The sequence below is a fragment of the Polaribacter sp. IC073 genome (assembly GCF_007997075.1).
Lineage (GTDB): Bacteria > Bacteroidota > Bacteroidia > Flavobacteriales > Flavobacteriaceae > Polaribacter.
In genome coordinates, this window is sequence record NZ_VORS01000005.1 from 116055 (window position 1) to 139788 (window position 23734).

Below are 23734 nucleotides of genomic sequence, written 5' to 3' on the forward strand. Positions count from 1 at the left end.
TTTTTGAATAACAACTTTTTAACTCTTTTATTGTTGCGTGTTGGTTAAAGATTTGTTTCATTTCTGGTATCTTCTCCCCATAATAATTTACTGCGCAATGTCTGTAAAAAAGATTGATTGTTTGGGGTAATGCTTTTGATAGTAAATGGCGCTTTCTCTATGAAAACTTTTGTGTTTTTTGCAACCGTAGTAATTCTAGAATCTAATGAAATTAAAAATTCTTTCTCTCTAGAGTCTACTTCTAATTGAATCGTTGTTGTATCGGAAATAACCATAGACCTAGCTGTTAAATTATGGGGCGCAATTGGTGTAATAACTAAATTTTTAGAATCTGGTGCAATCACGGGGCCATTACAACTTAAAGAATAACCGGTAGAACCTGTTGGTGTAGAGATAATTAATCCATCTGCCCAATAGTTTGTTAAATACTCATTATTTAAGTTGGTCCTAACACCAATCATAGAAGTGGTGTTTTTTCTAGCGATGGTTACCTCGTTTAAGGCGAAATTAAGTTCCTTAAACTCCTCTGTATTAGGAGTTGTTTTTATTGATAATAGTGTTCTTTCTTGTACAGAGTATTCTCCTTTTAATATAAGCTCTACACTTTCTTTTATTGTTTTTTTATTGATGGTTGCCAAAAAACCTAAACGACCGGTGTTTATACCTAACATTGGTATTCCTAAATCTCTAATGTAAGTTACGGCTCGCAGAATTGTACCATCTCCACCTAAAGTAAACATGAGGTCAAAAGAATCATTTAAATCATTAAAATGAGAATATGTTGGGTACTTTTTATCTAAAATAGCACCTTCAACTAATAAATTATAAAATTCTTCTTCTATAAAACAAACAATATTATTTTTCTCTAAAATGCTTAAAAGAATCTGAATTTCTTTTTCTGCTGAAATGGAATAAGATTGTCCGTAAACTGCTACTTTTTTCAAATCTATAAAATATTTTAATTTTTTTTATTATTTTTTGTTGACGTATTTTTTCAAACTAAGATTACATTTCTAGATATTTTTGTAAATAATCAGACCTGTTTTTTAAATCTTCTAAATACACATCATTTTCGTGTGTAGAAATTATTTTATAATCATATCTTCTGTAAGTATGCATAATTTCATGAATGTCTTCTGTACTAATTTTAAGTGTCACTTGCACAAGACCTTGTTGTTTTTCAGAAATATACATGCCTAATAATTTACCGCCATTAGATTCTACAATTTGAGTCACTTCACTCATAGAATAATCGCTTTCTAATTTTTCTATAATTAGGGTTTCGCTGTCTTCAATCATAAACGGGCTTGTAGAAAAAACGTCTAAAACATCACACAAATCATAATAACCAATATACTCTTTGTCTTTGTTTATAACAGGTATAACAGTGGTATTGTTGTCTGCAAAAATCTTTAGAAGTTCTAAAACTGTCGCTCTTTCATCTGCAAAAAAAGAATTTAATAAATGTGTGTGTGCAACTAGTTCATCCGCTTTATTTTCTATCGTCTGAATGTCTTCTTGTGCAAAACAGCCCAAAATTTTGTTGTCTTCCACCACAACAAAATGTGTAAAAGGAAAGTTGTCAAACAATTTTTTAGCCGTTTTTACACTGCTTTTTAAGCTTAATGGTTTTATTTCATTTAAGATATAGTCTGTAATATTCATGCTTTACGAATATAGGATAAAATGATTTAATAATTTATCTTTGTGGTCTAATTTTAGACAATGACAAAGTTAAGCGTAAATATTAATAAAATAGCAACTTTAAGGAATTCTCGTGGCGGAAATGTGCCAAACTTATTAAAAGTAGCTGCAGATATAGAAAGTTTTGGTGGAGAAGGAATTACCATACACCCAAGACCAGATGAAAGGCATATTCGTTACCAAGATGCCAGAGATTTGGTTGCTGTGGTAAAAACGGAATATAATATCGAAGGAAATCCGATTCAATCTTTTATAGATTTGGTTTTAGAAACAAAACCAACGCAGGTTACTCTAGTGCCAGATTCTATTACTGCAATTACCTCTAACGCAGGTTGGGACACGATAAAATACCAATCTTTTCTGCAAGAAGTAGTGAAAGAATTTCAGCAAAACGGAATTAGAACTTCTATTTTTATAGATACCGATTTAAAATTGATTGAAGCTGCAGCAAAAACCGGTGCCGATAGAATAGAATTATATACAGAAGAATTTGCAACCCAGTTTGATCTAGGAAACAAAGCAGCAATACAACCATATACAGAAGCGGCTATTTTAGCGCATGACTTAGGACTAGGGATTAATGCAGGACATGATTTAAGCTTAGAGAATGTTAAATTCTTCAAAGAGAATATTCCTAATTTGGCTGAAGTTTCTATAGGACACGCACTTATTGCAGAAAGTTTGTATTTAGGTTTAGAGAATGTTGTAAATATGTACTTACACCGATTGAAATAGTTTTTAGTTGGTAGTCTCAGTGAACAATTGTAAACATCGTTTCTAAATGAATAAGAAAGAATCCCATAATTGAAGATAAGGTATTCAGATTTCTCAATCGCTTACAAAAGCTCATTTCGAAATGACAAGTCAATCTAATCGTTTAAAAATCTAGTATTCTAAATGTCTAAAAACCCAATATTACATTCAACTATAAAAGGCGAAGGAACTCCGTTATTAATTTTACACGGTTATTTCGGAATGTCTGATAACTGGAAAACTTTAGGAAATCAATTTTCTGAAGATTTTCAAGTGCATTTAATAGATCAAAGAAATCATGGAAGAAGTTTTCAAGAAGACGAATTTAATTATGAGGTTTTGGTGGAAGATTTGTACAGCTACATTCAATATTATAAATTAGAGAAAGTTTGCATAATTGGGCATTCTATGGGCGGAAAAACGGCAATGTTGTTTGCAGTGACGTATCCAGAATTGGTTGAGAAATTAATTGTTGTAGATATTTCTCCAAGAGAATACCAGCCACATCACAACGCAATTTTAGCAGGTTTAAACTCCATAGATTTTACTGTAGATAATTCTAGAGGAAAGGTAGATAAAAAGCTAGCAGAATTAATTCCTGAATTAGGTGTGCGTCAGTTTTTGTTAAAAAATGTGTATTGGGTAGAAAAAGGACAATTAGGATTTCGATTTAATTTAGAATCGCTTACCAACAATAATTCAGAAGTAGGAGAAGGGTTGCCATCATTTACTATTTTTGAGAAAGAGACGTTGTTCTTAAAAGGAGAAAAATCAGCATATATTACAGAAAATGAAGTTCCGATAATAGAAGCACATTTTCCAAACTCAAAAATTGTGGAAATTAAAAATGCAGGTCACTGGTTACATGCAGAAAATCCGAAGCAATTTTATAGCGAAGTTTGTACTTTTTTGAAATAGATTCTTAAATTTCGGTAACAGTTTATGCAAACAAAAATGTTTGCATAAACTTTCAATTTTACACGCTATTATCTAGCTATTTCACTCGATATATTGATGTTTTATAGGATTTACACAAGTTAAATTCCTATGTAACTCTATTTGTTTACATCAGTTTTGAGTGAAATAAGTGTTTTTTGAAAATAGAAATAAATCAAATAACTTTTCACCCTCTATTTGTAAGAAAAACGATATTTCGAAAGTTTTTTTTAATAGGATAAAATCATTTTATTCAGCTATTTCTCCGCGATGTGGTTTTAAAGCATCTCTAAATATTTTCATATTTGCTTCATCAACAATAATAAATGCAGAAGAAAGCATTGGATTCATTTCTAAAACAGCAATTTCATAAAAATTTAATTTCTCTAAATCTGCAAATTCTCTCAAGTGAATGGTGTGGTGTTTCGCGGTTTGTTTTGCATCTTCACCTCTAAAATCCCATAATAATTTTATTTTTCTACTCATCATTTAATTATTTACGAAAATAAATAAGCTACCCGTTTTAAAACTGACTTCTATTTGATTTTCTATTGCTTTATTTCTTGTTCCTATTCTCTTTCCGAAAACTAAATCTTCTTTATTTAAAGAGTACTGCAAGCCTTTAGTAGTGATTTCTGTTGCTTCAGGAAACGGAATTAAAGAAACCGTTTTGTGCTTACAGTTGTTAATTATTGTTTTCTTGTCTGCTAAAAAGTAACGCCCATGATTGTCAAAAAAAATAATTTTTAATTTATCTTTCCATTGAATTGCAGAGTTTAGGTTTCCCAAAAAATGATCTTGTTCTTTTCCACTCGCGCCAAAGATATCAATAGTTTTATATCCTTTGTTAAAAAGAATTTGAAGTATTTTATCGAAATCTGTAAAATCTTGATCTGGTGTTTCTATCACTTCAATTTCTTTCGGAATATTTTCTAAAGAATCAAAATCGCCGGAAATAAAATGAGGTGTAACCTTTTGTTCTTTTAAATATTGATAAGCGCCGTCTGTTGCACAAATAATATCATAATTAGATGAATTGGGTAATTCATTTGGTTTTTCACCATTCAATAATAAAAAAACTTTCTTGTTTTTCATGAATGCAAAAATACCTAAAAAACTCAATTAAACTTTAGCTGAAATAGTTTTATCTTTGATGCAAATTTTAGACATTGAATACAGCACAATTTATTCCAAAAATACTTTCAGAAAAAATAGAAAAAGCAAGTTTTACATGGCAAACACCAAGTAATATTGCGTTAGTAAAATATTGGGGGAAAAGCAATCCTCAAATTCCTAAAAATGCCTCTATTAGTTTTACTTTAAACAATTGTCATACAATTACTACAATAGAATTTGTAAAAAAGAAAACAACCAAAGAAGTCGCTTTCGATTTATTTTTTGAAGGAAGAGAGAAGGAGGAATTCAAGCCTAAAATTGCAGAATTTTTTAAAAGAGTGCAAGAATATTGTCCGTATATTTTTGATTATAAAATGACAATCAATTCAGAAAACTCTTTTCCTCACTCTAGCGGAATCGCTTCTTCAGCAAGTGGCTTAAGTGCAATTGCAATGTGTTTAATGAACTTAGAGCAAGAATTGAATTCAGATTTAACACAAGAATTTATCAATCAAAAAGCTTCTTTTCTAGCGCGTTTAGGCTCTGGAAGTGCAAGTAGAAGTATCGAAGGGCCTTTGGTTGTCTGGGGGAATCATCCAGAAATTGAAGGAAGTTCAGATCTATTCGGAATTCAGTTTCCTTATAAAGTTCATACTATATTTGAAAATTATCAAGATGCAATTTTATTGGTAGATAAAGGAGAAAAGCAAGTTTCTAGTACTGTTGGTCATAATTTAATGTACAACCATCCGTATGCAGCAAATAGATTTCAACAAGCGAATGAAAATTTAACTAAAATTTCTAAAATACTTCAACAAGGAAATGTAAAAGATTTTATAAATTTGGTAGAAAGTGAAGCATTAACATTGCACGCAATGATGCTTACAAGCAATCCGTATTTTATTTTGATGAAACCAAATACCTTAGAAATTATCAATAAAATCTGGGAATACAGAGCAGCAAAAGACAGTAATATTTGTTTTACATTAGACGCTGGTGCAAATGTGCATGTTTTATATCCAGCCAATGAAAAAGAGGCTGTAAATCATTTTATAGAAAATGAGTTAGCAAACTACTGCCAGAAAAAGCAGTATATTTATGACTCGGTAGGTTTCGGAGCAAAAAAAGCATAACCCAATAGAATCTTTATGAAAATTATTTTAACAGTATTGTGTATTAGTTTTTTTTCTATACTGCATATGTCTGGGCAAGAAAAAAAATGGTTAGATGCTAATGGGAATCTTACCACCAAAGAAAAAGCGGTTTACTATACTTTTTTTTCTACGGATAAAAATAAAGGACAGCTTGTTACAGAATATTATATTTCTGGAAAAAAAGCCAAAGAATTTTATTTTGAAGAAAATAAAAAAGATGGTAAATATGCAGCGTTTTATGCTACAGGAGAAGTGAAAGTTATAGGTGCATTTGAAGAAGGATTTAGGGCAGGAATGTGGAAAACCTATGACAAAAATGGTAATATAAAGGAAAAAGGGAAATACGATAAAGGTGAAAAAGTAGGCGTTTGGAAAACTTTTTATAAGAATAATTAATAATAACTTACTAACATTTAAATTCGTATTTTTGCAGTGTTATAAAGAAAACTATGAAAGGACCCTTATTTTACGCTAAAATTTTGCTGTTTGGAGAATACGGAATTATAAAAGATTCTAAAGGTTTGGCAATTCCTTATAATGCATATAGAGGCGCTTTAAAAAGTTCAAAAAACCTTTCAGAAAAATCATTAGAATCTAACGGTAACCTAGAACGTTTTTATGCGTATTTAGCTGGTTTACAAACCGATTTAGTTTCGTTTAATTTGGTGGCTTTTAAAAAAGATATTGAAGACGGAATGTATTTTGATTCTTCGATACCACAAGGATATGGTGTTGGTAGTTCTGGCGCTTTAGTAGCTTCTATTTATGACAAATATGCTTCAAATAAAATAACAGTTTTAGAAAATTTAACTAGAGATAAATTGTTAAATTTAAAAGCAGTTTTTTCTTTAATGGAATCTTTTTTCCACGGAAAAAGTTCTGGTTTAGACCCTTTAAATAGTTATTTGAGCTTGCCAATATTAATTAACTCTAAAGACAGTATAGAACCTGCAGGAATTCCTTCTCAAAAAGAAGGAAAAGGAGCCGTTTTCTTATTAGATTCAGAACAAATTGGCGAAACAGAACCAATGGTTAACATCTTTATGAACAAGATGAAAAATGAAGGTTTTAGAAAAATGATTAGCGAAGAATTTTCTACAACAACAGATGCTTGTATAGAAGATTTTTTAAAAGGAAACGTAAAATCTTTATTTGGAAATGTAAAATCTTTATCTAAAATTGTATTAACAAACTTTAAACCGATGATTCCTGCAGCTTTTCATAAGGTTTGGGAAAAAGGACTTTCTACCAATGACTACTATTTAAAATTATGTGGTTCTGGTGGTGGAGGTTATATATTAGGTTTTACGGAAGATTTTGAAAAAGCTCAAAAAAGTTTAAAAGATTATAAATTAGAACTGGTTTATAGATTTTAAAAACGCTTTTATGAGTACTTCAAAAGCAAAACAAATAATACTTAAATTTTTTAGTCTATTTTCGGCTGTAAGGGGCTATAATATCTTAGTTTTAATATTTGCCCAATATTTAGCTGCTATTTTTATTTTTTCGCCAACAAATTCTTTAAAAGATGTTGTTTTCGATATACAGCTATTATTTTTAGTTTTAGCATCTGTTTTTGTTGTTGCTGGTGGTTACATCATTAATAATTTTTACGATGCAAAAGTTGACGAAATTAACAGGCCTGTTAAAACGAACTTAGAAAACTATGTAAAACAATCTACCAAATTAAGACTATACTTCCTTCTAAACTTTATTGGTTTCGGTTTCGGGGTTTTAATTTCTTTAAGAGCAGCATTGTTCTTTGCAGTTTATATTTTTGCTATTTGGTTTTATTCTCATAAGTTAAAAAAACATCCGTTTCTAAGTGTAATTTCTGCAACAATACTTACTATTTCACCTTTTTTTGCTGTTTTCGTTTACTTTGATAATTTTTCCAAAATAATATTTGTGCATGCACTTTTCTTGTTTTTAGTAATTATGGTTCGCGAGTTAATTAAAGATTTGCAAAATATTAAAGGTGCAATTGTAAATAATTATAAGACTTTTCCTGTTGTTTATGGCGAAAAGAAAACAAAACAACTATCCATTTTGTTGTTGGTGCTTACCATTGTTCCCATCTCCATTTTATTTAGCTATCCGGGTATAAGTTACATGCGTTATTATTTCTATTTTGCTTTATTCATACTAGTTTTTGTAGGTTTTTATCTTTGGAAATCAAAAACTAGAAACCATTATAGAGTGCTTCATAATACGCTAAAACTCTTGTTATTTATTGGTGCTTTATGTTTAATCTTTATCGACACTTCACTATTGTTAGATAAAGTGATGAATAGATTGAACTAGAGTTTTAGAATAACTACCTTTGCAAAAATTTTTATAATGAATTCAAATAATAAATCGTCGAGAGGACGACAAGAAGGTAAGAAAAGTACTCCTCTAAGTAGAAAAAGTGGTCCTGCAAGTAAAAAGAGCACTCCGTTAAGTAGAAAGAGTCCTAAGAAAACTTTTACCAAAATTAAAGAAACTCCAAAATCTGATGAATCATCAGGGATTCGCTTAAACAAATATATTGCCAATTCAGGGATGTGTTCTAGACGTGAAGCAGATACATACATTGAGCATGGTAGTGTAGAGGTGAACGGAAACTTGGTAACAGAAATGGGGTACAAAGTACAACCTAATGATGTTGTTCGTTTTGACGGAACAAGTATTACGCCAGAACAAAAGAAATATATTTTATTAAATAAGCCTAAAAATTACATTACTACTATGGACGATGATCGTGGTAGAAAAACAGTAATGGAATTGATTTCTAATGCGTCTAAGGAAAGAATTTATCCTGTTGGCCGTTTAGACAGAAATACTACTGGTTTGTTGATGTTTACAAATGATGGAGATTTAGCTAAAAAGTTAACCCACCCAAAACACAACGTTCGTAAATTATACCACGCTTCTTTAGATAAAAAACTAGAGTTAAAAGACTTAGAAAAATTACGTGGAGAAGTAATTATTGAAGGGAAGAAAGTATTTATAGATGCTATTTCTTATGTAGACGGACAACCAAAATCTGAAGTAGGAATCGAAATTCATTCTGGTAGAAACAGAATTGTGCGTAAGATTTTTGAACACGTTGGTTACAAAGTAAATAAATTAGATAGAGTAATTTTTGCAGAATTAACGAAGAAAAATTTACCAAGAGGTAGATGGAGAGAGTTAACGAATCAAGAAGTAAGTAATCTTCAAATGTTGAAGTAATTCTATACAATTAAAAATATTTAAAACCTTTTAGAAGTTAAATTCTAAAAGGTTTTATTAGGTGTTTTAATTTGATAAAAGAAGTCTTTAAAGTTGTATTTATGTCTGTTCGAGGGCAGTTGAGAACATCTTAATAATCAATATTTTCTTTAATAGATTAAGAGGTTATTTGAAATTTCATTCCATTTTATGCATTTAAAACAATAAAATCTACCAATCTCGCCGCTAAACTAGCTGTGTGATCATCAATATCTAAATCTGGATTTAACTCTGCGATATCACAAGAAATTACTTTTTTACTTTGGAATAAAAACGTTAAAACTTGATAGACAAAATTTGGCGTAAAACCAAGTGGAGAAGGCGCACTAACCCCAGGAGCAAAAGCTGATGAAAATCCGTCTAAATCGATCGTAATGTATACATAATCTACTTTTTCGATAAATGTATTTAGTTTACTTTTTAAGGCTGAACTGAAAGTTTCACAATCAAAACTTGAAACATAAGAAACATTGTTTTTTGCTGCGATTTCAAATAATTCTTTCGTGTTCGATTGTTGCTGAATTCCGATTGCAAAATAACTAGCATTTTTATTTTCGGTTAATATCTGATTGAATGGTGTGCCTGAATTTGGATGTGTTTCAACTGTTCTTAAATCGAAATGTGCATCAAGATTTATAATTCCTATCTTGTTTTTTGTTGATGATTTTAGAGCGTCTTTAATTCCGTTAAAGTTGGCGTACCCAATATCATGTCCGCCACCAATTGCAATTGGTAAAATACTATTCGTAATTAACTTACTAATGGTTTTAGAAAGTGCTTTCTGGCAATCTTCTAAATGATTATCAAGACAGATTACATCACCATAATCTGTAATCTTTTTGTCCTCAAAATGAATTGGAAGTTTCCCTAATTTATTTCGTACGCTTTTTGGACCTTTTCTAGCGCCAATTCTACCCTGATTTCTTTGAACCCCTTCATCACAAACGTAGCCAACGATACCAATATTTGTAGAATTATTAATTTCAAAGTCTTCAATATGAGAAACCATTATTTCTTGATGCCAATATTGATTTCTAAGCGTAGAAGTTCTACCAGAATAATTATTTTTATTTCCTGCTTTATAATCGACTTTTAAATCCTTAAAAAACTCCATTTTTATGATTTTTTAATTTCTGTCCCTTTTAAAAAAACGCTATCAATTTGATGATTTCCAAAAGAATAAGGAATAAAATTGTACGAATTAATTTTCTTAGTTAAAATTAAATTTGCAATTTTTCCTTTGGTAATTGAACCGACTTTATCTAGTGAATTCATTGCATAAGCCCCGTTAATTGTCGCTGCATTTATCGCTTCTTCTGGGGTCATTTTCATTTTAATACAAGCAGTAGCAACTACAAAATTCATGTTTCCAGAAGGCGTAGAACCAGGATTGTAATCGGTTGCTAAAGCCAATGGCAAACCAGCGTCTATCATTTTTCTGGCAGGGGTAAACGGAATGCTTAAAAAATAAGAACAGCTTGGTAATGCTACTGGCATTGTCTTGGTGTTTTTTAAAACCTCTATATCTTCTGTTCTCATTTCCTCTAAATGGTCTACAGATAATACACTATTTTTAACTCCGGCTTCAATTCCGCCAATGGTAGTAAACTGATTTACATGAATTTTACCAACCAGACCATGTTTTTTTCCAGCTTTTAAAATTCTGTTAGTATCATCAACCGAAAAATAACCTGTCTCACAGAAAATATCTATAAAATCTGCTAAGTTTTCTTTCTGAATTGTAGGCAGAATATCTTCAATTAACATTTGTAGATACCCACTTTTGTTATTTTTATATTCCGCAGGAACTGCATGAGCGCCTAAAAACGTAGCCTTTATTTCTACTGGATAATTTTCTTTTAATTTTCTAATAACACGAAGCATTTTAAGCTCTGCATCTTTTGTTAAACCGTAACCAGATTTCATCTCTACAGCACCTGTTCCTAATTGAATAATTTCTTCTAGACGAACTTTACTTTGGTTGTATAAATCTTCTTGGGATGTTTGCTGAAGTTTTTTAGCAGAATTTAAAATTCCACCGCCATTATTTGCAATTTCGGCATAAGATAAACCATTAATTCTATCTACAAACTCATCTTCTCTGTTGCCTGCATATACTAAATGCGTATGAGAGTCACACCAAGAGGGTAAAATCATTCTATCTTTCGCATCAATGGTTTTAACATTGGTTTTAGGGCAATTTTCCATCAAGCCAAAATCTGCAATCAACCCATTTTCAACTAATAGAAAGGCATTTTTAATAGTTGGTAAGATGTTCATTTCTTTACCAGCAAGAAAATCTACAGAATTCTCTCTAACCTGAATCAATTCTTTGATATTTATAAAAAGTACATTCATTAAAATAAATCTTTTAAGAGGTTTTCTTCCACTAAATTAGGCAAAGTAACTTTTAAATTGGGTGTTCTTTTCATTTCTCTTTTAATAGCGAAAATAGCTTCATCATTTCTTGCCCAACTTCTTCTAGCGATTCCGTTATTCACATCATAAAAAAGCATGTTTTTTAACTTCTCTTCTGCTTCTTTTGTACCGTCTAATAACATTCCGAAGCCACCATTCATTACTTCTCCCCAGCCAACGCCACCGCCATTATGTATAGAAACCCAAGTTGCGCCTCTAAAACTGTCTCCAATTACATTGTGTATTGCCATGTCTGCAGTAAATTTACTTCCGTCATAAATGTTAGAAGTTTCTCTAAAAGGAGAATCTGTACCACTAACATCATGATGGTCTCTACCCAAAATAACTGCGCCAATTTCTCCTTTTGCAATGGCATTATTAAAAGCTTCTGCAATTTTTATACGCCCTTCTGCATCTGCATATAAAATTCTTGCTTGAGAACCAACCACCATTTTATTAGATTTTGCATTTTTTATCCAAGTGATATTGTCTTGCATTTGCAATTGAATTTCCTTTGGCGAATTCTCCATTAATTCTTGTAGAACAGTTGCAGCAATGGTATCTGTTTTATCTAGATCTTCAGAATTTCCAGAAGCACAAACCCATCTAAAAGGACCGAAACCATAATCGAAACACATAGGACCTAAAATATCTTGCACATAAGAAGCATATTTAAAATCGATGTTATTTTCTGCCATTACAGCTGCACCAGCTCTAGAGGCTTCTAGTAAAAATGCATTTCCGTAGTCAAAAAAGTACGTTCCTTTTTTTGTGTGATTATTAATGGACTTTGCATGTCTTCTTAAAGATGCTTGTACTTTTTCTTTAAATAATTCTGGGTTTTCTCTTATTAAAATATTGGACTCCTCGTAAGAAATATCAGCAGGATAATAACCACCCGTCCAAGGAATATGAAGCGAAGTTTGGTCTGAACCAATATGAATAAAAATATTTTCTTCGTCAAATTTCTCCCAAACATCGATAATATTTCCAATGAAAGCAATAGAAACGACTTCGCTATTTTTTTGAGCTTCTAAAGTTCTTTCAACAAGAATATCTATATCATCAATTAAAACATCTACCCAACCTTGTTCATGTCTTTTTGTAGCTGCTTTTCTATTTACTTCTGCGCAAATTGTTATACAACCAGCAATGTTTCCTGCTTTTGGCTGTGCACCACTCATGCCGCCTAAACCTGCTGTTAAAAATATTTTTCCACTCGGATTTTCTTCTTTCTTTAATATTTTTCGAAAAGCATTCATTACTGTAATTGTGGTTCCATGTACAATTCCTTGCGGACCAATATACATAAATGAACCAGCTGTCATTTGTCCGTATTGCGTAACTCCCAAAGCATTAAATTTTTCCCAATCATTGGGTTTTGAATAATTAGGAATCATCAATCCGTTTGTAACCACAACTCTAGGAGCATTTTTAGAGGAGGGAAATAAGCCCATTGGATGACCAGAGTACAAATGCAATGTTTGCTCTTCGGTCATAATTGCTAAATACTGCATCACCAAAAGATATTGCGCCCAATTCTGAAAAACGGCCCCATTACCTCCATAGGTAATTAGTTCTTCTGGATGTTGTGCAACATCCGGATTCAAATTATTATGAATCATCAACATTATGGCCGCAGCCTGTTGTGTTTTTGCAGGATATTCTGTAATTGCTCTTGCAAATATTTTATAATCTGGTTTGAATCGATACATATAAATTCTGCCAAACTCTTTTAATTCATTCGCAAATTCAGTTGCTAATTCTTTGTGCCATTCTTTAGAGAAATAACGTAATGCATTTTTAATTGCTAGCTGTTTTTCTTCCACAGATAAAATATCTTTCCTTTTCGGAGCTCTATTTGCATCTTTCGGATAGTCTTTTTTAGCAGGTAAAATTTCAGGAATTCCTTGTAAAATATGTTCTTTAAATGTCATGTTTAGTTATATTTTACAATTAATTCTTTGTTTTTTACTAATTGAATCATATTGTAGATGTCATCTTTTAAAAGTCTATCTTCTTCTAATTTATCAACTTTTTCTCTAATAATTGAATGATTTTTTTCGATGATTTCAGAAAATGTATTTGGTCTTCTAAATTCCATGGCTTGTGCTGCGTACATCAATTCAATTGCTAATATTTTTTCTAGATTTCCTAAAATTTGATTGAATTGTCGCCCAGAAATACTTCCCATAGAAACATGATCTTCTTGCCCTAGAGAAGTAGGAATGCTGTCTGCAGAAGGAGGGAAGCATAACGATTTATTTTCGGTTACTAATGCTGCTGTTGTGTATTGCGGAATCATAAAACCAGAATTTAAACCACCACTTTTAGTTAATAACCTTGGTAAACCATACTTACCTTCTAGTAATAAATAACAGCGTCTGTCTGCGATGTTTCCTAACTCTGAAGCTGCAATAGAGCAGTAATCTAGTGCCATAGCCAAAGGTTGTCCGTGGAAATTTCCACCAGAAATAGCTTCTGTTTCACTTAGTACAATCGGGTTGTCTGTGACCGAATTCATTTCTATTTCAGCTAATTCTAATAAATGATAAAACGCATTTCTAGAAGCGCCGTGAACTTGCGGAATACAACGCATAGAATACGGATCTTGAACACGCTCACAATCTTCATGCGAAGTAATATTTTGAGAATTTTTAAATATATTTCGCATTCTCTCTGCAACTTTTATACTTCCTTTAAACGGTCTTATTTGATGTAATTCTTCTCTAAAAGGAGATGAACTTCCTTTATAACCTTCAATACTCATAGCGCCAGAAATATCTGCTAAATCCAATAAATAATCCATTTTTAGAAGTCCGGTGATGGTATGCGCTAAAATAAATTGCGTTCCGTTTATTAAGCCCAAACCTTCCTTTGCATGCAATTCTAAAGGTTTTAAATTGTGTTTTTCTAAAACTTCTTTAGCGGGAGTAATTTTATTATTTATCCAAAAATCTCCTTCACCAATTAAAGGTAAAAATAAATGAGAAAGGGGTGCTAAATCTCCTGATGCACCTACAGAACCTTGCTCTGGGACGGTTGGTAATAAATTGTTTTCTATAAAGTAAAGAATGCGTTCAATTAATTTTAAGCGAACACCAGAAAAACCCTGACAAAGTGCATGTACTTTGCAAATCATCATAATTTTAGACAATTCTTTATCAATATTACTACCAACGCCAACCGCATGTGTAATTAGTAAGTTTGTTTGCAATTGATTTGTTTCTTCAGGTGAAATTTGAACATCGCACAAAGGACCAAAACCAGTATTTATTCCATAAACGGCTTTATTTTGCTTGGTAATTGTGTCTACTTTTTTTCTACAAGCAATTATTTTTTCTTTCGCTTCAGTATCAATTATGGCTTTTAAATTACCATTTGCTATTTCTTTTATTTTGTGCAGTGTAAGTTGATCTATTCCGTAATTAAACATTGTTTTTTATATTAATTGAGTCTTAACAAAGTTATCATTACTTTTGATGCTTTTTAATACCGATTATTGTAATAATTAATAACTATGAGTTATCAAATAGAATTAAGACACATTCGCTATTTTTTAGCAGTTGCAGAAGAGTTACATTTTAGAAAAGCAGCTGAGAAGTTATTTATTTCTCAACCAGGATTAAGTAGGCAAATTAAATTGTTCGAAGAAGAATTAGGGGTTATTTTATTTGAAAGGCATAACAGAAAGGTTGTTTTAACTAAAGTTGGTGCGTATTTAAAAGTTGAATTTACATTGCAATTAAAAACACTTTCTCATACGTTAGACAATGCAAAATTATTACATGATGGTAAAAAGGGAGAATTGAATATAGGCTATGTAGGTTCTGCAATGCAAGAGGTGATTCCTAATTTATTATTGAGGTTCGAGAAAAATCATCCTGATATACTATTTAATTTAAAAGAAATTGACAATCAGAAACAAATAGAAGATTTACTATCTTTTTCTTCGGATATTGGGTTTGTGCGTTTAGAAAGAGTTCCTAGGGCTTTAGAGATAAAATCAATTTTAAAAGAGAATTTTTGCTTAGTATTGCCTAAAAATCATCGTATAAATGAAAGTAATTTTAAAATGTTAACACAATTTAAAGAAGAATCATTTATTCTTTTTGATGCAACATATAGTGCTTCTTATCATGAAAAAGTAATGCAAATTTTTGATGATTGTGGTTTTGCACCTTTAATATCACATAACACCATACATTCTAGCTCTATTTTTAAGTTGGTAGAAAATAATTTCGGAATTTCTATTGTGCCAAAATCATTAGCACAAAAAGGAGGACATCAAATTAAATTTATTGAGTTAGATATGATTCCGCAGAAAACAACACTTTCTGTAATTTGGAATAAAAAGAATACAAACCCTATTCTAAATGACGTTTTAGCGCTTTTATAACTGCTACCAAAAATAGAAATTAAAAATTTTAAGATTGCAGTGCGTCTTCCGGTACTATAATTACCATTCAATATTGGTTTTTATGCAAATAATTAATTACATAGTATGTAAATCTTTACCAACCTTCTTTTTTGTGTCTTTATAAAACACTTTTAGTAAAGTAATTGAGAGGATAAGCGAGTAATTCGGTTTGTATTTAACGTTTTAAAGATAAAGTTAGAAAAAAGTAAAAATCTACAAAGTATATTTCCTAACTATGGTAAAAATAGCTTTAAGCGGTTTAGAAAGCCAATTTACTGATGTGACAATTAGTAAAAATATTTATTATTATTTACCCTCATTTTATTTGTAGAATGTGGATATTTGGACTTAGAGAAGGATTTAAAAAGTTCGACCAGAATTTTAGAGACCGTTTTTGATGCAGAAGGAGACAAGGTTTTTAAAGGTAGTCCTATTATCGCTCAAAATTTTAACGAAGTTGAATACTAAAAAACAGGGTTAAAAATAATTGATATATTTAAAAAATATTTTTAAGTACTTATAAAATATTAATAACAAAACCGACTGTACATGAAATTTATTAAAACGCTCATAGCCATTTTTACTTTAGTTATTTTATTTTCTTGTGAACCTATTGCTAAAGAAAACAAAATAGATGTGGCTCAAATCTTGGAGAAGGCAGAAAAACAAACAGCCCTTTTGCTAAAATCTTCTGAGACAGCAGGTAGAATTCCACGAACTGTAACGGCAGAAGGAAATATGCATTGGACGAACAAAAATTTTGATTGGACCGAAGGTTTTTTCCCGGGTACCTGTTGGTATTTATTTGAGCATACTAATGATACAATATGGAAAAATGCCGCAGATAAATATCAAAATAAATTTGAAGGCCATAAAAACAGAACAGACAATCACGATTTGGGGTTTGTGTTTAATAGTTCGTATGGCAATGGATATAGACTGACAAAAAATGAAGCTTTTAAAGACGTAATGCTTACCGCTAGCAATTCTTTGATAACACGTTTTAACCCTGCGGTAGGTTGTATACAAAGCTGGGACGTAGAATATGGTTGGCAATCAAAAAGAAATTGGCAGTTTCCGGTTATTATCGATAATATGATGAATCTCGAATTGCTTTTTGAAGTATCGGAATTAACTGGAGATACTACATATAAAGATATTGCTATTTCACATGCTAATACGACCATGAAAAATCATTTTAGAGAAGATTATAGCAGTTACCATGTTGTAGATTATGATTTGATTACAGGAGAGGTTAGAGCTAAGCAAACTGCTCAAGGTTTTGCGGATAATAGCTCTTGGGCACGCGGACAAGCCTGGGCAGTATATGGCTATACGGTTTGTTACCGCTATACCAAAGATGTAAAATATCTTGAGTTAGCAGAACATATAGCAAACTACATAATTAATTATAAAGAGACTCCGAAGGATGGCATTCCGTATTGGGATTATAATGCCCAAAATATTCCAAATGAGCCTAGAGACGCTTCTGCAGCAGCCATTACGGTGTCTGCTTTAATCGAATTAAATGAATATTCTAAACAGGATTACCAAAATAGTATAGATAAAATTTTAAGTTCACTTGCTTCTAAAGAGTATACAGCAGAACTAGGAACCAACCACAATTTTATTTTAAAACACAGTGTAGGAAGTATTCCCCACAATAATGAAATAGATGTGCCTTTAAATTATGCCGATTATTATTATGTTGAAGCTTTACTGCGTTACAAATCATTCTTATCTAAAAATTAAGTAACTAAAAAAAGAGGAACTAACACGTTCAGATTTGTGTACTTTAAACCAATTGCTATCTAAAACAGTTTTATCACTAAAACGATTAGAGCTAATTAGGAGCACTAAATACAATAACCAAACTAGGTAAGGTATATTTAAGCTTCATTTATTTTATTTTTAAAATGATTTTAAATGTGATGTCATTTCTCGTAGGTATTTAATACCATTACTATTAGTAGTTTTAAGCAAGTATTGAAGGTTTTATTCCGAATATATTTCATTGTAAGACCCTCTCTGTGCTTGATTTATTTTTATTAAATTGAATTTTCATGACGATTATAAATATAGATTTCTTCTTTTTTAGACTTACAAATATTTGTGCATAATTTAAAAAATCTCACAACTTTTGGACTTGATCTGTAATTTGGAAGAAAGTTAATAAACCAAATGAAAGAACATTTTGGTAAACAGTCACACCAACTTATTACAGCACAAGAATTTTCTGAGTATAGTGGTATTAATGAAGAGGTTGTAGAAGAATATCTTATGAAAGTTTCTTAAGGAAGTAAATGTTTTTTATTAGCACCCTATTTAGCTCCCTAAAAATAAAAAACCCTATAAACATTACGTTTAAAGGGTTTTTAAGTGGTACCTCCAGGAATCGAACCAGGGACACAAGGATTTTCAGTCCTTTGCTCTACCAACTGAGCTAAGGTACCATTGCCTTAGCGGCTGCAAATATACAATGTTTTTTGACATATGCTAAATAAAAATGAAAAAAATGTGATTTTTTTTTAAAAATTATCTAAATTTGATGCATGAATTTAGTTGTTGATATAGGGAACACAAGAGTTAAGTCTGCTGTTTTTGAGGAAGATAAACTCGTGGAGTTGTATGTTTTTGATAAGAGAAAAATAATTTCAGAAATTAAAAGAATTGTAAAGAAAAATATTATTTCTAAGGGAATTATTTCAAATGTGGCATCCATTTCAGAAAAAAGGATGGCTCAGTTGAAACAAATAGTAGATTTTCAAGTAATTTCTGCAACTTCTAAAGTTCCTTTTGTTAATTTGTATAAAACCCCAAAAACTTTAGGAGTAGATAGAATTGCATTAGTAGCTGCTGCCGTAAAACAATTCCCTAGTAAAAATGTTTTAATTATAGATGCAGGAACTTGTATTACTTTCGATTTTGTAAATAGTGAAGCAGCGTATTTAGGAGGCGCAATTTCACCAGGAATAAAAATGCGTTACAAGGCTTTAAATAAGTTTACTGCAAATTTACCGCTGATAGAAAGTTTAGAATTGAATGATTTTATCGGAAAAAATACAGAAGAGAGTATTATTTCGGGAGTTTTAAACGGCGTACAAAATGAGATAAGTGGCGTAATAGAAAGCTATAACGAGAAATATTCGGATTTAACAGTCGTTTTAACAGGAGGAGACATAAATTTCTTGTCAAAACAATTAAAAAGTAGCATATTTGCCACTCAAAATTTTCTCCTTCAAGGATTAAATGAAATATTGAAACTTAACGGACACAAATGATTAGAAAGATTTTAATAGTTTTTTTACTAATAACATCATCAACTTTATTAGCGCAAAGAACAAGTTCTTCTCCGTATTCTTTTTTTGGAATAGGAGAACAATATACTCCCCGAACGGTTGAAAACACGTCAATGGGCGGGATAGGAGTTGCCTTTAACCATTACAAATACTTAAATTTCACCAATCCTGCAGCAAATGCTTTTTTAAGACAAACAACATATTCTTTAGGAATCTTAAATAATGATTTAACTTTAAAAACGGCAGATTCAAAACAAAGTTCTACTTCTACAAGTTTAAACTACATCGCTTTAGGTTTTCCTATTGGTGATAAAGCTGGCTTTTCTTTTGGGTTACAACCTTTATCTTCTGTTGGATATTCGCTGACAAATAATAAATTTGATACTAATAACGATTTAACTGCAATTACTTTATATGCAGGTGAAGGCGGTGTAAATAGAATTTATGGTAGTTTCGGAATGAAAGTTTCAAAACAGTTTGCAGTAGGTATTGAAGCAGATTATAGTTTTGGTAATATAGAAAATAGCATAACAAATCAAAGAGCAAATGTTAGTTTGGCTACCAGATATAAAGAAAAAAGTATAATTAGGGGAGGTTCTATTACTTTAGGTACTCAATATCAGAAAGTTTTAAAAGATAAGTTGTATTTAAATGCTGGTGCTACTGTTAAATTTGGAAACGATTTAGAAACCACTGGTGATGAATACTTATATTCGTTAACATTAACTGGTGCGGGTAATGAAATTCCTAGAGACACTATTTCTACAACAGCAATTTCAGGGAAATATAAGTTACCTCTAAAATCTATTGTAGGTGTTGGTATTGGTAAATACGATAAATGGCATGTAGGTGTTGAATTTCAAAATCAAGATGCCCTCCAACCAGAAGGTTTTATAAATAATACAAACGCTTCATTTAATTATGAAAAATCAAATAGAATTTCTTTAGGTGGATTTTATCTACCGAAAATAAATTCAATTTCTAGCTACTGGGATAGAGTTACTTATAGAGCTGGTTTGCGATATGAAAATGTAGGTTTAGCGATAGATGGCTCTGGAAATGGTACGAATTTTACTTCTATAAACGATTTTGGCATGTCTTTTGGTTTAGGTTTACCATTGAAACAATTATCTAATGTTAATTTAGGTTTTGAATATGGACAAAGAGGTACAACTTCTAACAACTTAATTCAAGAAAACTATTTTAACTTTAGGCTCAGTTTCTCTTTAACAGCTTCTGGTGCGCAGAGTTGGTTTCAAAAAAGAAAAATAGATTAACTTATAAAACTATTAAAATGAAAAAAATTACGTTCTTATTAGCTGTAACGCTATTTATATCAACACTAGAAACAAATGCTCAAGATGCAAATAGAGAGTGTACCATTAAGTACAATCTATTTAAGGGAGATTTTCAATCTAAGAAATATGATGATGCTTATACAAATTGGATTTATTTATTAGACAACTATAAAGATTTATCTGTAAATATTTATAAATTAGGCTCTACTTTAGCTGAAGATGTTAGAAAAGATCCTGCTTTGGCAAAAAGAGTTTACGAACAGAGATTACAATTCTTTCCAGATGTTAACCCTGCAAAAGTACATAGTGATTATGGTACGTACCTGTTCGAGAATAAATTAGCTTCAGATGATGTTATCTTTTCAATCTTAGAAAAGGGATATAGTATAGACCCAACTAAAATGGGAGTTAAAAATTTATACATCTATTTTCAAGGAGTAACAGATAGAAATAAAGACACAAACCCACAAAAGGTTTTTGATACGTATGATGATGTTTTAGAAAACGTAAATAAAAAATTAGAAAACTATGCTAAAAAATTAGTTCCTTTAAACGATTCAACTAAAGTTTTAGATAAAAGAGATAAAAAATACAAACACGCATATACAGTAAATTCTAAAGCTTTGGGTACTGTTGAAGGTGGTTTAGATAATATTATTTCTGAAATTGCAACTTGTGAACGTTTAGTTCCTTTGTATGAAAGAGATTTTGAAGCGAATAAATCGGATGCAGTTTGGTTAAAAAGAGCAGTTTCTAGAATGTTTAATAAAGGATGTCAAGCAGATCCTTTATTCGAAAAATTAGTAAGAGCTTATGCAGAAGCTTCACCATCACCAGAAGCATATTCTTTCTTAGCAAATGTTTTAGAAGATAATGGCGATTCTGCTGGTGCAAATGAGATGAGAGAAAAGTCTTTTGACTTAGAAACAGATCCTTTAAAGAAAGCGAAGTATAAATTAAAGTTTGCACAAGCAGCTAAAGATAGAGGTCAATTTAGTAAAGCTAGAAGTTTAGCTAGAGAAGCTATAAAATTTAATCCTAACTCTGGTAGAGCATACTTATTTATTGCTACTTTATACCAGTCTAGTGTTAATAACTGTGGAGAGAACTTATTCGAAAAAAGAATGGTATATGTTGCTGCCTTAAACATGGCGCAAAGAGCTGCATCTGTAGACCCTAGTATTTCTTCTAGAGCTAGAAAATACATTAATATATACAGTCAGAATGTACCAAGTCAAAAAGATATATTTAATGCTACAGCTACTCCAGGAGGGAAATTCACAATTAAATGTTGGATTGGGGAAACTGTAAGAATACCAAAAAAATAGTTTTTGAAAAACTATAAACAAATACAAACGAAAAGCATTGCTGTAATTTATTTTACAGTAATGCTTTTTTCTTGCTCTAATAGTACAGAAGAAGTTCGGAATTTTTTAGAGGAAAAAAACTTGCCAATTGGAAAAGCAAAAGAGGCATATCATGTGTATAAAGATTCAGGAAGAATTACCTCTAAGTTAATTACACCTTTACTTTTAGATTTTAGCAATCGAAAAAACCATCCTTATAATGAATTTCCTAAAGGAATAAAAATTATAAATTTCGAGAATAATGGTAAAGATTCTGTAACTATTGTTGGTAATTATGCCTTATCTTATGCAAAAACAGAAATATCAGAAATTAAAGGAAATGTTGTTATTACAAATCATACAGACAAATCTAGATTAGAAACAGAACAATTGTTTTGGGATCAAAAGACAAAGTACTTTGTCTCTGAAAAAGCATTTACCTTGTATAAAGTAAACGATACAATAACAGGCGTTGGCTTTGAATGTAAAGAAGACTTAAGCAAACATTTAGCAAAAAAAACAACAGGAATAATAGAAACAAAAGAATAAAATTATGAATAAACTTTGGAAATTTTTTCAATATGGATATTTAATGGTAGCATTTATTTGCTTGGTTGAAGGCATTGTTCGATGGAATATCGATAGAAGTAGGTCTTATTTATTCTTAGGTTTTGCAATTTTAATTACCTTAGTCTTTTTCTTGAAAAGACATTTTAGAAAAAAAGTTGTAAAAAGAAATAACCAAAACAAATAGTTTATAAATTTCTGAATGGAAATTGAGCTTATTATTATACTCTTATCAATTATACTTTCCGCTTTTTTTTCGGGAATGGAAATTGCATTTGTTTCTGCAAACAAATTACACATAGAATTAGAAAAGAAGAGAGAGGGTTTTATTCCTAAAATTCTAAATAAAATTACCCAAAAATCTTCAAAATTTATTACCACCATGTTGGTTGGTAATAATATTTCTTTAGTAATCTATAGTTACTATATGGGAGGGTTTCTAATAAGAATTTTACCAATAGAAGGCTATAATGAGTTTTCTGTATTATTATTACAAACTATAATTTCTACAATTGTAATTCTTGTAACAGCAGAGTTTCTACCCAAAGCAATTTTTAGAATTTATGCCAATGAAGTGCTAAAGATATTTGCAGTACCCGCCTATTTTTTTTATGTATTGTTTCACTTTTTCTCTGAGTTTATCACTTTAATTTCAGATTTCTTTTTACGTGTTTTCTTTAAAACGAATGCAGATGAACAGCAAGTAGAATTCAGTAAAGAAGAGTTAGGTAATTATATTTCAGAACAGTTAGAAACGGGGAATGATGACGAAGAAATGGATTCTGAAATTCAGATTTTTCAAAATGCATTAGATTTTCATAACGTAAAAGCAAGGGAGGTAATGGTTCCTAGAACCGAAATTATTGCAGTAGAAATTCATGAAAAAATAACCAATTTAAAAAATATTTTTATCGAAACAGGTCTTTCTAAAGTATTGGTTTATAAAACTTCTATGGATGATGTGATAGGATATATAAATGCTTTTGAACTTTTTAAGGCTCCTAAAACTATAAAATCAATTTTACTTCCTGTAGAAATTGTGCCAGAATCTATGATGATTAATGATATTCTAAATATCTTAATGAAAAAACGTAAGAGTGTTGCCGTTGTTGTAGATGAATATGGTGGTACTTCTGGAATGATTACCGTAGAAGATATTGTAGAAGAACTCTTTGGTGAAATTGAAGATGAACACGATTCTCAAGTATTTTTAGAAGAAAGAATAAATGAGACTACATTCAATTTTTCTGCAAGGTTAGAAGTAGATTATTTGAATGAAGAATATGGTTTAAGTATCCCTAAATCTGAAGCTTATGAAACTCTAGGAGGTTTTATTATTGAGCATACAGAAAATATACCAGAAGAGAATGAAGTAGTAGATTTAGAAGGTTTTGAAATACGAATTCTAAATACCAGTGGCGCCAAAATAGACGCTGTTTGTTTAAAAATTATTGATTCAGAAGATTAG

Annotated in this window: 24 protein-coding genes and 1 tRNA gene; 16 read left to right on the forward strand and 9 right to left on the reverse strand. The window is 30.8% G+C overall.

The genetic code is table 11. The annotated features are described in order from the left end of the window. Positions 1-44: 44 nt before the first annotated feature. Positions 45-944 (reverse strand): NAD kinase, encoded by a 900-nt coding sequence (locus ES045_RS08845; RefSeq protein WP_189663062.1) that lies wholly within the window; start codon positions 942-944, stop codon positions 45-47. A 61-nt stretch (positions 945-1005) separates the two neighbouring features. Continuing rightward, positions 1006-1665 carry a CBS domain-containing protein gene (locus ES045_RS08850; RefSeq protein WP_147115592.1) on the reverse strand — a complete coding sequence of 220 codons (660 nt, stop codon included), beginning with the start codon at positions 1663-1665 and terminating at the stop codon, positions 1006-1008. A 60-nt stretch (positions 1666-1725) separates the two neighbouring features. On the opposite strand from ES045_RS08850, the gene ES045_RS08855 reads away from it, so the two are divergent. Both ES045_RS08855 and ES045_RS08860 read left to right on the forward strand, forming a co-directional pair. Beyond that, positions 1726-2439 (forward strand): pyridoxine 5'-phosphate synthase, encoded by a 714-nt coding sequence (locus tag ES045_RS08855; RefSeq protein ID WP_147115594.1) that lies wholly within the window; start codon positions 1726-1728, stop codon positions 2437-2439. Between the two features lie 162 nt (positions 2440-2601). Beyond that, the gene (locus tag ES045_RS08860; RefSeq protein WP_147115596.1) at positions 2602-3375 is read left to right on the forward strand and encodes an alpha/beta fold hydrolase; all 774 of its coding nucleotides are present in this window, start codon (positions 2602-2604) and stop codon (positions 3373-3375) included. Positions 3376-3642: 267 nt separating this feature from the next. On the opposite strand, the gene ES045_RS08865 is transcribed toward ES045_RS08860, so the two are convergent. After that, on the reverse strand, positions 3643-3879 hold the full coding sequence (locus ES045_RS08865) for a hypothetical protein (RefSeq protein ID WP_147115597.1): 237 nt from the start codon (positions 3877-3879) through the stop codon (positions 3643-3645). A 3-nt stretch (positions 3880-3882) separates the two neighbouring features. Beyond that, positions 3883-4488 carry a thiamine diphosphokinase gene (locus ES045_RS08870; RefSeq protein ID WP_147115600.1) on the reverse strand — a complete coding sequence of 202 codons (606 nt, stop codon included), beginning with the start codon at positions 4486-4488 and terminating at the stop codon, positions 3883-3885. A 74-nt stretch (positions 4489-4562) separates the two neighbouring features. Between ES045_RS08870 and ES045_RS08875 the strand changes: the two genes are divergently transcribed. From ES045_RS08875 to ES045_RS08895, 5 genes are read left to right on the forward strand one after another with little or no spacing between them, the layout of a single operon-like run. Further along, the gene (locus ES045_RS08875) at positions 4563-5642 is read left to right on the forward strand and encodes a diphosphomevalonate/mevalonate 3,5-bisphosphate decarboxylase family protein (RefSeq protein WP_147115602.1); all 1080 of its coding nucleotides are present in this window, start codon (positions 4563-4565) and stop codon (positions 5640-5642) included. A gap of 15 nt (positions 5643-5657) precedes the next feature. Continuing rightward, on the forward strand, positions 5658-6059 hold the full coding sequence (locus tag ES045_RS08880; protein ID WP_147115604.1) for a toxin-antitoxin system YwqK family antitoxin: 402 nt from the start codon (positions 5658-5660) through the stop codon (positions 6057-6059). Positions 6060-6112: 53 nt separating this feature from the next. Next, on the forward strand, positions 6113-7039 hold the full coding sequence (locus tag ES045_RS08885; RefSeq protein ID WP_147115606.1) for a mevalonate kinase: 927 nt from the start codon (positions 6113-6115) through the stop codon (positions 7037-7039). Between the two features lie 10 nt (positions 7040-7049). After that, positions 7050-7967 carry a geranylgeranylglycerol-phosphate geranylgeranyltransferase gene (locus ES045_RS08890; RefSeq protein ID WP_147115608.1) on the forward strand — a complete coding sequence of 306 codons (918 nt, stop codon included), beginning with the start codon at positions 7050-7052 and terminating at the stop codon, positions 7965-7967. A gap of 36 nt (positions 7968-8003) precedes the next feature. Further along, positions 8004-8879, forward strand: a complete 876-nt coding sequence (locus ES045_RS08895) for a pseudouridine synthase (protein WP_147115610.1) — start codon at positions 8004-8006, stop codon at positions 8877-8879. Between the two features lie 187 nt (positions 8880-9066). Here ES045_RS08895 and hutG read toward each other — a convergent pair whose 3' ends face one another. Genes hutG through hutH form a run of 4 tightly spaced genes read right to left on the reverse strand, consistent with a single transcriptional unit; the run spans position 9067 to position 14772 of the window. Continuing rightward, a complete protein-coding gene (gene hutG, locus ES045_RS08900) occupies positions 9067-10032 on the reverse strand; it encodes a formimidoylglutamase (protein ID WP_147115612.1) in 966 nt (321 codons plus the stop codon). A 2-nt stretch (positions 10033-10034) separates the two neighbouring features. Beyond that, the gene (gene hutI, locus ES045_RS08905; protein ID WP_147115614.1) at positions 10035-11276 is read right to left on the reverse strand and encodes an imidazolonepropionase; all 1242 of its coding nucleotides are present in this window, start codon (positions 11274-11276) and stop codon (positions 10035-10037) included. Further along, the gene (locus tag ES045_RS08910; protein WP_147115616.1) at positions 11276-13273 is read right to left on the reverse strand and encodes a urocanate hydratase; all 1998 of its coding nucleotides are present in this window, start codon (positions 13271-13273) and stop codon (positions 11276-11278) included. Before ES045_RS08910 ends, hutI begins: the two co-directional genes overlap by 1 nt. Before the next feature lie 2 nt (positions 13274-13275). After that, the gene (hutH, locus tag ES045_RS08915) at positions 13276-14772 is read right to left on the reverse strand and encodes a histidine ammonia-lyase (RefSeq protein ID WP_147115618.1); all 1497 of its coding nucleotides are present in this window, start codon (positions 14770-14772) and stop codon (positions 13276-13278) included. 84 nt (positions 14773-14856) lie between these two features. Between hutH and ES045_RS08920 the strand changes: the two genes are divergently transcribed. The 3 genes from ES045_RS08920 (at position 14857) to ES045_RS08925 (ending at position 17508) form a co-directional block, all read left to right on the forward strand. Then, positions 14857-15735 (forward strand): LysR family transcriptional regulator, encoded by an 879-nt coding sequence (locus tag ES045_RS08920; protein ID WP_147115620.1) that lies wholly within the window; start codon positions 14857-14859, stop codon positions 15733-15735. Between the two features lie 363 nt (positions 15736-16098). After that, positions 16099-16224 carry a hypothetical protein gene (locus ES045_RS16730; RefSeq protein ID WP_262712859.1) on the forward strand — a complete coding sequence of 42 codons (126 nt, stop codon included), beginning with the start codon at positions 16099-16101 and terminating at the stop codon, positions 16222-16224. Positions 16225-16305: 81 nt separating this feature from the next. Further along, a complete protein-coding gene (locus tag ES045_RS08925; RefSeq protein WP_147115622.1) occupies positions 16306-17508 on the forward strand; it encodes a glycoside hydrolase family 88 protein in 1203 nt (400 codons plus the stop codon). A 628-nt stretch (positions 17509-18136) separates the two neighbouring features. Here the strand turns inward: ES045_RS08925 and ES045_RS08930 are convergent. Beyond that, positions 18137-18209 (reverse strand) — tRNA-Phe (locus ES045_RS08930). 99 nt (positions 18210-18308) lie between these two features. Here ES045_RS08930 and ES045_RS08935 point away from each other — a divergent pair. The 6 genes from ES045_RS08935 to ES045_RS08960 are packed head-to-tail and all read left to right on the forward strand — an operon-like array spanning position 18309 to position 23734. Further along, a complete protein-coding gene (locus ES045_RS08935; RefSeq protein WP_147115624.1) occupies positions 18309-19037 on the forward strand; it encodes a type III pantothenate kinase in 729 nt (242 codons plus the stop codon). Further along, on the forward strand, positions 19034-20332 hold the full coding sequence (locus tag ES045_RS08940; protein WP_147115626.1) for a hypothetical protein: 1299 nt from the start codon (positions 19034-19036) through the stop codon (positions 20330-20332). The genes ES045_RS08935 and ES045_RS08940 overlap by 4 nt, the downstream gene beginning before the upstream one ends. A 17-nt stretch (positions 20333-20349) precedes the next feature. Further along, the gene (locus tag ES045_RS08945) at positions 20350-21681 is read left to right on the forward strand and encodes a tetratricopeptide repeat protein (RefSeq protein WP_147115628.1); all 1332 of its coding nucleotides are present in this window, start codon (positions 20350-20352) and stop codon (positions 21679-21681) included. Positions 21682-21684: 3 nt separating this feature from the next. After that, on the forward strand, positions 21685-22248 hold the full coding sequence (gene lptC / locus ES045_RS08950) for an LPS export ABC transporter periplasmic protein LptC (RefSeq protein WP_147115630.1): 564 nt from the start codon (positions 21685-21687) through the stop codon (positions 22246-22248). Positions 22249-22252: 4 nt separating this feature from the next. After that, entirely contained in the window at positions 22253-22453 is a 201-nt protein-coding gene (locus tag ES045_RS08955; protein WP_147115632.1) for a hypothetical protein, read from the forward strand. A 15-nt stretch (positions 22454-22468) separates the two neighbouring features. Then, positions 22469-23734: a hemolysin family protein gene (locus tag ES045_RS08960; RefSeq protein WP_147115634.1), complete on the forward strand. Its 1266-nt coding sequence runs from the start codon at positions 22469-22471 to the stop codon at positions 23732-23734.

What these genes read in the sequence shown, in the direction of transcription:
- ES045_RS08850 (WP_147115592.1), bottom strand. Translation starts at nt 1,665, where the DNA reads ATGAATATTACAGACTATATCTTAAATGAAATAAAACCATTAAGCTTA.
- ES045_RS08855 (WP_147115594.1), top strand. Translation starts at nt 1,726, where the DNA reads ATGACAAAGTTAAGCGTAAATATTAATAAAATAGCAACTTTAAGGAAT.
- ES045_RS08860 (WP_147115596.1), top strand. Translation starts at nt 2,602, where the DNA reads ATGTCTAAAAACCCAATATTACATTCAACTATAAAAGGCGAAGGAACT.
- ES045_RS08865 (WP_147115597.1), bottom strand. Translation starts at nt 3,879, where the DNA reads ATGAGTAGAAAAATAAAATTATTATGGGATTTTAGAGGTGAAGATGCA.
- ES045_RS08870 (WP_147115600.1), bottom strand. Translation starts at nt 4,488, where the DNA reads ATGAAAAACAAGAAAGTTTTTTTATTATTGAATGGTGAAAAACCAAAT.
- ES045_RS08880 (WP_147115604.1), top strand. Translation starts at nt 5,658, where the DNA reads ATGAAAATTATTTTAACAGTATTGTGTATTAGTTTTTTTTCTATACTG.
- ES045_RS08885 (WP_147115606.1), top strand. Translation starts at nt 6,113, where the DNA reads ATGAAAGGACCCTTATTTTACGCTAAAATTTTGCTGTTTGGAGAATAC.
- ES045_RS08890 (WP_147115608.1), top strand. Translation starts at nt 7,050, where the DNA reads ATGAGTACTTCAAAAGCAAAACAAATAATACTTAAATTTTTTAGTCTA.
- ES045_RS08895 (WP_147115610.1), top strand. Translation starts at nt 8,004, where the DNA reads ATGAATTCAAATAATAAATCGTCGAGAGGACGACAAGAAGGTAAGAAA.
- hutG (WP_147115612.1), bottom strand. Translation starts at nt 10,032, where the DNA reads ATGGAGTTTTTTAAGGATTTAAAAGTCGATTATAAAGCAGGAAATAAA.
- hutI (WP_147115614.1), bottom strand. Translation starts at nt 11,276, where the DNA reads ATGAATGTACTTTTTATAAATATCAAAGAATTGATTCAGGTTAGAGAG.
- ES045_RS08910 (WP_147115616.1), bottom strand. Translation starts at nt 13,273, where the DNA reads ATGACATTTAAAGAACATATTTTACAAGGAATTCCTGAAATTTTACCT.
- hutH (WP_147115618.1), bottom strand. Translation starts at nt 14,772, where the DNA reads ATGTTTAATTACGGAATAGATCAACTTACACTGCACAAAATAAAAGAA.
- ES045_RS08920 (WP_147115620.1), top strand. Translation starts at nt 14,857, where the DNA reads ATGAGTTATCAAATAGAATTAAGACACATTCGCTATTTTTTAGCAGTT.
- ES045_RS08925 (WP_147115622.1), top strand. Translation starts at nt 16,306, where the DNA reads ATGAAATTTATTAAAACGCTCATAGCCATTTTTACTTTAGTTATTTTA.
- ES045_RS08935 (WP_147115624.1), top strand. Translation starts at nt 18,309, where the DNA reads ATGAATTTAGTTGTTGATATAGGGAACACAAGAGTTAAGTCTGCTGTT.
- ES045_RS08940 (WP_147115626.1), top strand. Translation starts at nt 19,034, where the DNA reads ATGATTAGAAAGATTTTAATAGTTTTTTTACTAATAACATCATCAACT.
- ES045_RS08945 (WP_147115628.1), top strand. Translation starts at nt 20,350, where the DNA reads ATGAAAAAAATTACGTTCTTATTAGCTGTAACGCTATTTATATCAACA.
- ES045_RS08955 (WP_147115632.1), top strand. Translation starts at nt 22,253, where the DNA reads ATGAATAAACTTTGGAAATTTTTTCAATATGGATATTTAATGGTAGCA.
- ES045_RS08960 (WP_147115634.1), top strand. Translation starts at nt 22,469, where the DNA reads ATGGAAATTGAGCTTATTATTATACTCTTATCAATTATACTTTCCGCT.